Below are 11,847 nucleotides of genomic sequence, written 5' to 3'. Positions count from 1 at the left end.
AATAAGGACATAGCGAGCCTAAACCCCCCCACAGGCCTTGCGGCTCGGGCATTAGCCGGCATTTCGTCAATTATGTTTTGTAGGGAATGTAACGAACATTGTTCACGCTAAATGATAATCAATATTGTTTGACTTGGTTTTTAAACTGCTTGTCCGTCGGATACACGGGAAGTTGTCTTATATGAGCGTTACAGCAAGTAGCGCCAGTGAGCGTTTTAGCGGATCTTTCTGACAGTCGTACCGCTCTGGATCAATGTTTTTCCGGTCGCCGCTTTCCCATGTGGGAGCGAGCTTGCTCGCGATGGCGGTGTGTCAGACACAGCATCTTTGCCCGAAGGATCGCTATCGCGAACAAGCTCGCTCCCACAGGGTTTGGCGGTGCTGATTAAATCGCAGGCAAAAAAACGCCCCGAACCAGTCGGGGCGTCAGATGTGCAGCGCTGCGGTTAGCTTTCTATTCGGTCCGCAGCGGCTGATGTCTCAGTCGAAGCAGATCAGTGGAACTGTTCTTCTTCGGTCGAACCGGTCAGCGCGGTTACCGAGGACGAGCCACCCTGGATCACGGTGGTCATGTCGTCGAAGTAGCCGGTGCCCACTTCCTGCTGGTGAGCCACGAAGGTGTAACCCTTGGCGGCGTCAGCGAATTCCTGCTCTTGCAGTTTCACGTAGGCAGTCATGTCGTTGCGGGCGTAGTCGTGCGCCAGGTTGAACATGCTGTGCCACATGTTGTGAATGCCAGCCAGGGTGATGAACTGGTGCTTGTAGCCCATGGCGGACAGTTCGCGCTGGAACTTGGCGATGGTCGCGTCGTCCAGGTTTTTCTTCCAGTTGAAGGAAGGCGAGCAGTTGTAGGACAGCAGTTGGTCCGGGTATTCCTTCTTGATCGCTTCAGCGAAGCGACGAGCCTCGTCCAGGTCCGGCTTGGCGGTTTCGCACCAGATCAGGTCGGCGTACGGAGCGTAGGCCAGGCCGCGAGCGATGGCCTGGTCGAGACCGGCGCGAACCTTGTAGAAACCTTCCTGGGTACGTTCGCCAGTCACGAATGGCTGGTCGTACGGGTCGCAGTCGGACGTCAGCAGGTCGGCGGCGTTGGCGTCGGTACGGGCCAGGATGATGGTCGGAGTGCCGGCAACGTCAGCAGCCAGGCGAGCAGCGGTCAGCTTCTGTACGGCTTCCTGGGTAGGAACCAGTACCTTGCCGCCCATGTGGCCGCATTTCTTCACGGAAGCCAGCTGGTCTTCGAAGTGAACGCCGGCGGCGCCTGCTTCGATCATGCTCTTCATCAGCTCGTAAGCGTTCAGTACGCCGCCGAAACCGGCTTCAGCGTCAGCCACGATTGGCGCGAAGTAGTCGATGTAGCCAGCGTCGCCCGGGTTCTTGCCGGCTTTCCACTGGATCTGGTCGGCACGACGGAACGAGTTGTTGATGCGCTTGACCACGGTTGGAACCGAGTCCACCGGGTACAGCGACTGGTCCGGGTACATCGATTCGGCGGAGTTGTTGTCCGCAGCCACTTGCCAGCCCGACAGGTAAATCGCCTGGATGCCGGCTTTGACTTGTTGTACAGCCTGGCCGCCGGTCAGGGCGCCCATGCAGTTGACGAAATCTTTCTCAGGACGGAAGGCCGGCTTGGCACCCTGGGTCACCAGGTTCCACAGCTTCTCGGCGCCCATTTTTGCAAAGGTGTGCTCAGGTTGAACCGAGCCACGCAGGCGGACGACGTCAGCAGCGGAGTAAGTGCGTGTCACGCCTTTCCAGCGCGGGTTTTCAGCCCAGTCTTTTTCGAGGGCTGCAATTTGCTGTTCGCGTGTCAGTGCCATGGGAGATAAACCTCGTCGCGTCTTTATGAAAAGTTGTTCTGCGGTGGAAAATTCCTGCGCTCGCTGACCAGAAGCTTAAGCGGTCAAGTCGGATTCGGCGGGGAGGGCGACGGGATGAACGATCGGCTCGAGGGGAAGTGAGCAGGTAAAGGCGAACTGCGGGCGCATTCGGGCGTCGTGGGCCTTGGTGCGAACAACAGTGTGGTGCCGGGTTACCTATTACGCTTCCGTCCCTCGGGACAACTTCGTTCCAGTCGACAACCTCGTCAAACACACCTTGTGGGCGGTACAGACACGAAGCGGTTCGCGGGGGTAGGTTGCGAACATCGCCTCGAAGGCCCTTGCCAGGGCCTCTGATTAGCGGGAGCGAGGCCATCATGCCTTCGCTTTTTTGGCTCGTCAAACGTTTTGTAGTGCTTTTTTTGTGGCACTACATCTTTGGTCTAATACGACTCGTCAGTCAGTTTTTGGTGCTTTAGTCCAAGGTGTCGACTTTCACCCGCAGTGTCATGTCGTTGCGGCTCTGGGTCGAGTAGCTGTGGGTCTGGCCCTGTTTGTCGGCCTGGGTCTGGCCATTGACCCCGGCCAGCAGGATCCACTCACCGAGGTGACCGGTGACGGTTGTGTCGGTGCTTTGTACGTTCACTACATCGGGACGTTCCTGGCTCATGCGGTCACGGTTGGTACTGATCGACAGGTGAACGATGTCGCCGGTGACGTTTGCCGTGACGTAGAAACCCTGGGTGACGTTGCGATACTCGGTCTGGCTGCTGTAACCGCCATAGGAATCGCTTTGGCTGCTGGTGATCGGCACGCTCTGGCCGACCTGGATCAGTGCCGGTGCGCCTTCGCTGGCCTGCACTTGCTGAATGCCGCCGTCGCGACTGTCGGTGCTGTAGTTGATGATGCGGGTCTGGCCGGGCTTGGCACCGTTCACCGAGTAACCCTGGTCGCCCTGGAAGTTGTTGTCGCTGGTGTCGACGGTAATCAACAGGCGCTTGGGTGCAGTGTCGAGTTGCGAAAGGAGGGCTTTAAGTTCGTCGATCTTGCGCTGATCGGCGTTGACGATGAGTTGATTGCCGTAGGCGCTGACCTGGCCTTCCTTGCCGATGAAGTCCTGCGCCACCGGTAGCAGGTCCGCGCTGGTGTGGTACTGGAGGGAGACGATTTCTGTGGCTGCCATCACCGAAAAACTGCAGCCGAGCAGCAGGGTGGTGAGCAGGGTGCGTAGGGACATATCCGTTATCTCCGCCAACTTGAATTGATGATAGTGCCAGTTTGTCGGCCTGGAGTGGCGCTAGTTGAATCGTAGACAGCAAAACGCCCCGGCATCGTGAGATGTCGGGGCGTTTTGTGGTGTGCTTCAGGGCCTCATCGCGAGCAGGCTCACTCCTGCAAGGTCTAGCGCAATCCTTGTAGGAGCGAGCCTGCTCGCGATGGCCGCGACTCGGTATCAGGCCGAATGTCGCACCATGTCCACATGCGGAATCCCGGCTTCCAGGAACTCTTCACTGACCATGTGAAAGCCCAGGCGCTCATAGAACGCCGTGGCTTGTACCTGGGCGCTGAGCATCTGCTGTTTGAGCCCGCGCTCTTCGGCTTCACCGATGACCGCTTGCATCAGTGCATCGCCGACTTTCAGGCCGCGCCAGTCTCTGAGTACCGATACCCTGCCGACGTGGCCGTCGGGCAACAGGCGGGCTGTGCCGATCGGAAAGTCGCCTTCGTAAGCGAGGAAATGCACTGCATCAATGTCATCGGCGTCCCATTCCAGTTCTGGCGGAACGGATTGCTCGGCGACGAACACCGCTTCACGAATGCGCCGGATCTCGGCGTTGTCCTTTTGCCAGTCTGCGACACGTACGTGAATTTTATTCATCGGCGAACCCCAGGCTTCCTTGCTTGACCAGTTCGCACAGCAGGCCGCGGCCGTCTTCGTCGCTCAGCCATTCGCCGAGGTTGTCGGCGTGCAGAGCGTCGGCGGCGCAGATCATCTTCAGCAGTTCGCGCAGTTTGCCTGGCAGATAACGGCTCTGGCCGCTGGCGAACAGCAGCAGGTCGTCATCGACTTCGGACCACGCCAGGCGTGCGCTCGGGTTGCGAATCAGGATCGCGCCTTGCTCCAGGGCGGACATGAAGTCGTCTTCTTCGACGTCTTCCGGGCCCACCACCAGTTCCGGGTAGCGTGGCTCGGTCATGAACTGGCCGAACCAGGTCAGCAGCAGGCGCTCGTCGCTCATGTGCTCGGCCAGCAGGCCTTTGAGGCGGTCGAGTGCGTCGCGCTGGATCTGGTGAGGATCGGCAGTCGGCAAGGCGTCGGCGTCGGTGTAGCGTTCTTCGTCCGACAGGAACTGGCTGAGGAAGTCAGTGAAGTGGGTCAGTACTTCAGCGGCGCTCGGCGCGCGGAAACCAACCGAGTAGGTCATGCAGTCATCAACGGCGACGCCGCAGTGGGCCAGGCGCGGTGGCAGGTAGAGCATGTCGCCCGGTTCCAGCACCCATTCGTCGGTGGCTTCGAATTCGGCGAGGATGCGCAGGTCGGCGTGGGCCAGCAGCGGGCTTTCGGTGTTGCACATCTGGCCGATCTTCCAGTTGCGCTTGCCGTGGCCTTGCAGCAGGAACACGTCGTAGTTGTCGAAGTGCGGACCAACGCTGCCACCCGGCGCGGCGTAGCTGATCATCACGTCGTCGATGCGCCAGCTCGGCAGAAAGCGGAAATTTTCCAGCAGTTCGCTGACTTCCGGGACGAACTGATCCACGGCTTGAACCAGCAGGGTCCAGTCACGTTCAGGCAGCTTGCTGAACTCATCTTCGGCGAACGGGCCGCGACGCAGTTCCCACGGACGCTCGCCATTCTCGATGATCAGTCGCGATTCGACTTCTTCTTCCAGCGCCAGGCCGGCCAGTTCGTCGGCGTCGATCGGGCTTTCGAAATCAGGAATCGCCTGGCGGATCAACAGTGGTTTTTTCTGCCAGTAGTCGCGCAGGAATTCCCGTGCCGTGATGCCGCCCAGAAGTTGAAGAGGAATATCAGGATTCATGTGTAACCTATTGAAAAAATGCACTTTTCAGACGGGAATAAAAACGCCCGGCGCGGCCGGGCGTCTTAAAAGGGTCTAGCGGTCGATCAGATGCGCTTGGCTTGTTCTACAGCGTTGCCGATGTAGTTCGCCGGGGTGAGCAGTTTCAGCTCGGCCTTGGCGGCGGCTGGCATGTCCAGGCCGTCGATGAAAGTCTGCAGCGCTTCTGGGCTGATGCCCTTGCCGCGGGTCAGTTCTTTCAGCTTTTCGTACGGGTTTTCGATGTTGTAGCGACGCATCACGGTCTGGATCGGCTCGGCCAGGACTTCCCAGCAAGCGTCCAGGTCAGCGGCAATCTTCTGCTCGTTGAGCTCAAGCTTGCTGATGCCCTTGAGGCTGGCTTCGTACGCGATCACGCTGTGGGCGAAGCCGACACCGAGGTTGCGCAGTACGGTGGAGTCGGTCAGGTCGCGCTGCCAGCGGGAGATTGGCAGTTTGCTCGCCAGGTGCTGGAACAGTGCGTTGGCGATACCCAGGTTGCCTTCGGAGTTTTCGAAGTCGATCGGGTTGACCTTGTGCGGCATGGTCGACGAACCGATTTCGCCAGCGATGGTGCGCTGTTTGAAATAACCCAGGGAGATATAACCCCAGATGTCGCGGTCGAAGTCGATCAGGATGGTGTTGAAACGGGCGATCGCGTCGAACAGCTCGGCAATGTAGTCGTGCGGTTCGATCTGCGTGGTGTACGGGTTGAAGCCCAGGCCCAGTTCGTCTTCGATGAAGGCGCGGGCGTTGGCTTCCCAGTCGATCTCGGGGTAGGCCGACAGGTGGGCGTTGTAGTTGCCGACAGCGCCGTTGATCTTGCCCAGCAGCGGAACGGCAGCGACTTGAGCGATCTGGCGCTCCAGGCGGTAAACCACGTTCGCCAGTTCTTTGCCCAGGGTGGTCGGCGAGGCCGGTTGACCGTGGGTGCGCGACAGCATCGGTACGTCGGCGAAGCGGATCGCCAGTTCGCGGATGGCGTTGGCGGTCTGGCGCATCAGCGGCAGCATCACGTCATCACGGCCTTCGCGCAGCATCAGGGCGTGGGACAGGTTGTTGATGTCCTCGCTGGTGCAGGCAAAGTGGATGAACTCGCTGACCTTGGCCAGTTCCGGCAGCTTGGCCGCCTGCTCTTTGAGCAGGTATTCGATGGCCTTGACGTCGTGGTTGGTGGTGCGCTCGATCTCTTTGACGCGCTCGGCGTGCTCCAGAGAGAAATTTTCCGCCAGGGTGTTCAACACAGCGTTGGCTTCGGCGGAGAACGCCGGCACTTCGCTGATGGCAGGGTGAGCGGCCAGGCGCTGGAGCCAGCGCACTTCAACCAGAACGCGGGCACGGATCAGGCCGTACTCGCTGAAAATTGGGCGCAGGGCCTGGGTTTTGCCGGCGTAGCGGCCGTCAACAGGGGAAACCGCAGTGAGCGAAGAGAGCTGCATGGGGTGTTCTCGGACAGTCGGGCAACGAAATGGGGCGCGTATCATACATGAAAAAATCCGCCGGTCCGTCGCCAACTGACCGGCGTATTACGCGTATTGCTGAGTTCGGTGCTGTCGATGCGGGTTATTCGTTACGCATCAATGGGTAAAGCTCTTTCAACAATTTGCGGCGGCTGATCACCAGTTGCCAGCGATGACCGCCCAATTGCCGCCACAGGCGGGCCGAACGGATGCCGGCCAGCAGCAGTGCGCGAATTTTCGAGGCGTTGCTCGGTTGTTGCAGGTTGCGCATGTCGCCGTGCACCTGGATGCGTTGGCGCAGGGTGCTCAGGGTGTCCTGATACAGTGCGCCGCATGCAGCGATCACGTTTTCGTGGGCCGGGCCGAAGTGTTCGACCTGGGACTGAATCTGCGGCAGACGCTTGCCGATCACGTCGAGCATGTCGTTGCGCTTGGCCAGCTGACGCTCAAGGCCGAGCATGGCCAAGGCATAACGCAGCGGTTCGCGCTGCAGGGCGCTTGGATCGCGTTCGAGGGCGCCGATCAGTGCGCGATAGCCTTCGCGCAGGTTGATGTCGTCACCGCCGTAGACTTCGAGTGTGTCCTTGGGGTCGCGAATCAGCAAGCTGCCGAGCATGCAGGTCAGTCCGGCTTCGTTGGTTTGGCCTGACTTGGCAATCCTGTCCACCAGCACGGCGGCGAGAAACACGCCGCCCAGTGCTGTCAGTTGCTCCTGAATCGGGTTCATTGGGCCTGGCCCTTGCTCGTCCACGGCTCGGCTACTTCAATCACGCCGCCGCCGAGGCAGATTTCACCATCGTAGAACACCACGGACTGGCCCGGAGTGACCGCGCGTTGCGGATCATCGAAGGTTGCGCGATAACCCGTGGCGGTTTTCTCCAGGGTGCACGGCTGGTCGCTCTGGCGATAACGAACCTTGGCGGTCAGCTTGCGTGGCTGGCTCAGGTCGATCGGGTTGACCCAGTAGATATCGGAAGCGAGCAGGGCGCGGGAGAACAGCCACGGGTGATCGTTGCCCTGGCCAACGATCAGCTCGTTGTGTTCCAGGTCCTTGATCAGCACGTACCACGGCTCATCGCTGGCATCTTTCAGCCCGCCAATGCCCAGGCCCTGGCGCTGGCCGATGGTGTGGTACATCAGGCCGTGGTGACGGCCGATGACTTCACCTTCGGTGGTCTTGATCTCGCCCGGTTGCGCTGGCAGGTACTGCTTGAGGAAGTCGCTGAAGCGGCGCTCGCCGATAAAGCAGATCCCGGTGGAGTCCTTCTTCTTCGCGGTCGCCAGCTCGTATTTCTCGGCAATGGCGCGCACCTGCGGTTTTTCCAGTTCGCCGACCGGGAACAGGGTCTTGGCGATCTGTACACCGCCGACGGCGTGCAGGAAGTAGCTCTGGTCCTTGTTCGGGTCCAGGCCCTTGAGCAGTTCGGTGCGGCCGTCGATGTCGCGGCGACGCACGTAGTGACCGGTGGCGATCAGGTCGGCACCCAGCATCATGGCGTAGTCGAGGAACGCCTTGAACTTGATTTCACGGTTGCACAGGATGTCCGGGTTCGGCGTGCGTCCGGCCTTGTATTCGGCCAGGAAATGCTCGAACACGTTGTCCCAGTACTCGGCGGCGAAATTGGCGGTGTGCAGCTTGATGCCAATCCTGTCGCACACGGCCTGGGCGTCCGCCAGGTCATCCATGGCGGTGCAGTATTCCGTTCCATCGTCCTCTTCCCAGTTCTTCATGAACAGGCCTTCCACCTCATAGCCCTGCTCGATCAGCAGGAGGGCGGAAACGGAGGAGTCCACGCCGCCGGACATGCCGACAATGACGCGCTTCTTTTGTGTGTCAGAAGGGGCTGGATCACGCATAGGGATTCAATGAGTGTCTTGAAAAAGGACGCGATTCTATCAGGCTCGGGGCCGCATGGCTAAAGAGAAGGACGGATCAGTTCGAGGTCGAAGCGAATGCCTGCCAGATAATCATCGATGCAACGGATGATCAGCTCGCTGCGCCAATTGTCGCGCTGCTCGATTAACTCCTCGCGGGTCAACCACTTGGCGCCGACGATGCCTTCATCCAGTTGATAATCCGCGTGGTGTTTCAGTGGTTTGGCGATGAAGCAGACCCGCTGGTACGTTACGCCGTTGCTCGGGGCGGTGTAGAGGTAAATGCCCAGTACGCCGGTCGGTTCGACGTCCCAGCCGGTTTCCTCGAGGGTTTCGCGAATGGCGGCTTCGGTCAGGGTTTCGTTCGGGTCCAGGTGGCCGGCGGGTTGGTTGAGTACCGTGCGTCCGCTCTTGAGCTCTTCGACCATCAGGAAGCGGCCGTTGTCTTCGACGATGGTTGCTACGGTGATGTGGGGTTTCCAGTCCATGAGATGTCCTCAAATTCCAAAGTTGAAACACAGTCCAATGTAGGAGTGAGCCTGCTCGCGATGGCGGTATGTCAGTGACATCAATATTGGCTGACATGACGCTATCGCGAGCAGGCTCACTCCTACAATGGGTTTGTGTGAATTCTGAAAACACAAACCCCGGCACGGGGCCGGGGTTTGTGGTGCTTCCTTACAACCTTACACCAGCGCAGCAACTGCCGCGTTGAAGGTTGCGCTTGGGCGCATGGCCTTGCTGATCAGCTCGGCGTCGGCGTGGTAGTAACCGCCGATGTCCACTGGTTTGCCCTGAACGGCGTTGAGTTCGGCAACGATGGTCGCCTCGTTCTCGGTCAGGGTCTTGGCCAGGGTCGCGAACTGCGCTTGCAGTGCAGCGTCTTCGGTCTGGGCAGCCAGGGCTTGAGCCCAGTACAGCGCCAGGTAGAAGTGGCTGCCGCGGTTGTCGATGTTGCCGACTTTGCGCGATGGCGACTTGTTGTTGTCCAGGAACTGGCCGGTGGCCTGGTCCAGGGTCTTGGCCAGCACCAGCGCCTTGGGGTTGTTGTAGGTCACGCCCAGGTGTTCCAGGGACGCGGCCAGGGCGAGGAATTCACCCAGCGAATCCCAGCGCAGGAAGTTCTCTTCCAGCAGCTGCTGCACGTGCTTCGGTGCGGAGCCGCCAGCGCCGGTTTCGAACAGGCCACCGCCATTCATCAGCGGCACGATCGACAGCATCTTGGCGCTGGTGCCCAGTTCCATGATCGGGAACAAGTCAGTCAGGTAGTCACGCAGTACGTTGCCGGTCACCGAAATGGTGTCTTTGCCATCGCGGGTGCGCTGCAGGGTGTACTTCATCGCGTCGACCGGCGCCATGATCTGGATGTCCAGGCCGGCAGTGTCGTGATCCTTCAGGTAAGCCTGAACTTTCTCGATCACCACGCCGTCGTGGGCGCGCATCGGGTCCAGCCAGAAAATCGCCGGGGTCGCGCTTGCGCGAGCACGGTTGACGGCCAGTTTGACCCAGTCCTGGATCGGTGCGTCTTTGGTCTGGCACATGCGGAAGATGTCGCCGGCCTCGACAGCCTGTTCCATCAACAGGTTGCCCTTGCTGTCGGTGACGCGAACAACGCCGTCAGCCTTGATCTGGAAAGTCTTGTCGTGGGAGCCGTACTCTTCGGCTTTCTTCGCCATCAGTCCAACGTTCGGCACGCTGCCCATGGTGGTCGGATCGAACGCGCCATTGGCCTTGCAGTCTTCGATCACTGCCTGGTAGATGGTCGCGTAGCAGCGATCCGGGATCACGGCCTTGGTGTCGTGCAGCTGGCCGTCGGTGCCCCACATCTTGCCGGAGTCACGGATCATCGCCGGCATCGAGGCGTCGACGATCACGTCGCTCGGCACGTGCAGGTTGGTGATGCCTTTGTCGGAGTTGACCATCGCCAGGGAAGGGCGAACGGCGTAGACCGCCTGGATGTCAGCTTCGATGGCCGCTTGCTGCTCGGCAGGCAGGGCCTTGATGCGCGCGTACAGGTCGCCGATGCCGTTGTTCAGGTTGAAGCCGATCTGTGCCAGCACGTCAGCGTGCTTGGCCAGCGCGTCTTTATAGAACTCGGCAACGATCTGGCCGAACATGATCGGGTCGGAGACCTTCATCATGGTGGCTTTCAGGTGAACCGACAGCAGCACGCCTTGTTCCTTGGCGTCTTCGATTTCGGCCGCGATGAAGCTGCGCAGGGCGTTTTTGCTCAGTACCGCGCAATCGAGGATCTCACCGGCTTGTACGCTGGTCTTTTCTTTCAGGACGGTGGCGGTGCCGTCTAGAGCGATCAGTTCGAGTTTCACGGCGTCAGCGGCGTCGATCAGGGCGGCCTTTTCGCTGCCGTAGAAATCGCCGGTGTTCATGTGCGCGATGTGGGACTTGGAGTCCTTGGCCCACGCGCCCATTTTGTGCGGGTGCTTGCGTGCGTAGTTCTTGACCGACAACGGAGCGCGACGGTCGGAGTTGCCTTCACGCAGAACCGGGTTCACGGCGCTGCCCTTGATCTTGTCGTAGCGCGCCTTGGCTTCTTTGTCGGCGTCGCTGGTGACGGTCTCAGGGTAGTCCGGCAGTGCGAAGCCTTGAGCTTGCAGCTCTTTGATCGCGGCTTGCAGTTGCGGAACCGAGGCGCTGATGTTCGGCAATTTGATGATGTTGGCTTCAGGCGTAACGGCCAGGGCGCCCAGTTCGGCGAGGTGGTCGGCTACGGCTTTGTCGCCCAGTTGCTCGGGGAAGCTGGCCAGGATGCGCCCTGCAAGAGAGATATCGCGGGTTTCAACGGCGATATCAGCCGAGGCGGTGAACGCCTCTACGATAGGCAACAGTGAATAGGTGGCGAGGGCAGGAGCTTCGTCGGTGAAGGTATAGATGATCTTCGAGCGGGTGGGCATATTCGGATTAACTCTCTCTTCTTTGCTAAAGCGTGCGCAGAAACTCGAGGGCGCCGGGTAAGCGCGTTCGTTCAAAGTCATCCATGAGCCGAATATCGAGGTTTCGTTGCTGTGATGTTGGGTGCATCAGTAGGGCGTCAAGCAGTCGGGCTGCGGTAACAGACCGGTTTTGGGCTGAAACACTCGTCGCTATTTATCAAGCAGCAGGCTGTTCAGTCCGTCGTGACCCTTTAGTCAGCGGCGGCATTATACATAGGTAGCTGGCAATCTGCCGATGGTTCATACGCAACGAATGTCGTCCATTGGTCTAAAGGTCGCAGGGGCGAGCAGGGCACAAGGTCATTCGTCGTGCTTGAGTTTGGCGTTTTTCCCTTTGCTTTCAAGCTTGTAGCTCGCGAGTTGCAAGGCTTTGCGGCAGATGGACGGAACATAGGGTTTGCGCGCCGATTCAACTGGGTTACGCTCGAACCAAGCCAGATGTTCAATCCAATCAATGGAGTTCAGCATGGGTTACAAGAAGATTCAGGTTCCAGCCGTCGGCGACAAAATCACCGTCAATGCAGACCATTCTCTCAATGTTCCTAATAACCCGATCATCCCCTTCATCGAAGGCGACGGCATTGGTGTCGACATCAGCCCGGTCATGATCAAGGTTGTCGATGCTGCTGTTAAGAAGGCTTACGGTGGCGAGCGCAAGATTTCCTGGATGGAAGTGTACGCC

Annotated in this window: 10 protein-coding genes and 1 pseudogene; 1 reads left to right on the top strand and 10 read right to left on the bottom strand. The window is 59.5% G+C overall.

What is annotated here, in order from left to right:
- Positions 1-494 precede the first annotated feature (494 nt).
- From aceA to AC1DU9_RS21560, 10 genes are all read right to left on the bottom strand, one after another.
- The gene (gene aceA, locus AC1DU9_RS21605; RefSeq protein ID WP_007970439.1) at positions 495-1,820 is read right to left on the bottom strand and encodes an isocitrate lyase; all 1,326 of its coding nucleotides are present in this window, start codon (positions 1,818-1,820) and stop codon (positions 495-497) included.
- A gap of 475 nt (positions 1,821-2,295) precedes the next feature.
- On the bottom strand, positions 2,296-3,057 hold the full coding sequence (locus AC1DU9_RS21600; protein WP_223461559.1) for a secretin N-terminal domain-containing protein: 762 nt from the start codon (positions 3,055-3,057) through the stop codon (positions 2,296-2,298).
- Between the two features lie 216 nt (positions 3,058-3,273).
- Positions 3,274-3,699 carry a GNAT family N-acetyltransferase gene (locus AC1DU9_RS21595; RefSeq protein WP_223461561.1) on the bottom strand — a complete coding sequence of 142 codons (426 nt, stop codon included), beginning with the start codon at positions 3,697-3,699 and terminating at the stop codon, positions 3,274-3,276.
- Positions 3,692-4,861 carry a ribosomal protein uL16 3-hydroxylase gene (locus AC1DU9_RS21590; RefSeq protein ID WP_223461563.1) on the bottom strand — a complete coding sequence of 390 codons (1,170 nt, stop codon included), beginning with the start codon at positions 4,859-4,861 and terminating at the stop codon, positions 3,692-3,694. Before AC1DU9_RS21590 ends, AC1DU9_RS21595 begins: the two co-directional genes overlap by 8 nt.
- 86 nt (positions 4,862-4,947) lie before the next feature.
- Complete coding sequence (gene purB / locus AC1DU9_RS21585) at positions 4,948-6,318, bottom strand: adenylosuccinate lyase (protein WP_007972090.1); 1,371 nt, start codon at positions 6,316-6,318, stop codon at positions 4,948-4,950.
- 124 nt (positions 6,319-6,442) lie between these two features.
- Complete coding sequence (gene hflD / locus AC1DU9_RS21580) at positions 6,443-7,066, bottom strand: high frequency lysogenization protein HflD (protein ID WP_108217855.1); 624 nt, start codon at positions 7,064-7,066, stop codon at positions 6,443-6,445.
- The gene (gene mnmA / locus AC1DU9_RS21575) at positions 7,063-8,196 is read right to left on the bottom strand and encodes a tRNA 2-thiouridine(34) synthase MnmA (RefSeq protein WP_477810775.1); all 1,134 of its coding nucleotides are present in this window, start codon (positions 8,194-8,196) and stop codon (positions 7,063-7,065) included. Before mnmA ends, hflD begins: the two co-directional genes overlap by 4 nt.
- A gap of 59 nt (positions 8,197-8,255) precedes the next feature.
- Positions 8,256-8,702, bottom strand: coding sequence for an NUDIX hydrolase (locus tag AC1DU9_RS21570; protein ID WP_223461567.1), 447 nt, complete (start codon positions 8,700-8,702; stop codon positions 8,256-8,258).
- A 198-nt stretch (positions 8,703-8,900) separates the two neighbouring features.
- Complete coding sequence (locus tag AC1DU9_RS21565) at positions 8,901-11,126, bottom strand: NADP-dependent isocitrate dehydrogenase (RefSeq protein ID WP_477810774.1); 2,226 nt, start codon at positions 11,124-11,126, stop codon at positions 8,901-8,903.
- Between the two features lie 339 nt (positions 11,127-11,465).
- Positions 11,466-11,633, bottom strand: coding sequence for a hypothetical protein (locus tag AC1DU9_RS21560; RefSeq protein WP_223461572.1), 168 nt, complete (start codon positions 11,631-11,633; stop codon positions 11,466-11,468).
- Here AC1DU9_RS21560 and AC1DU9_RS21555 point away from each other — a divergent pair.
- Positions 11,632-11,847, top strand: a pseudogene (locus AC1DU9_RS21555) (NADP-dependent isocitrate dehydrogenase); the annotation flags it as partial. The gene AC1DU9_RS21560 and the pseudogene AC1DU9_RS21555 sit on opposite strands and share 2 nt — an antisense overlap.

The sequence above is a fragment of the Pseudomonas sp. P4_C1 genome, from assembly GCF_056402155.1.
This window is presented reverse-complemented; position numbering and strand designations above follow the sequence as displayed.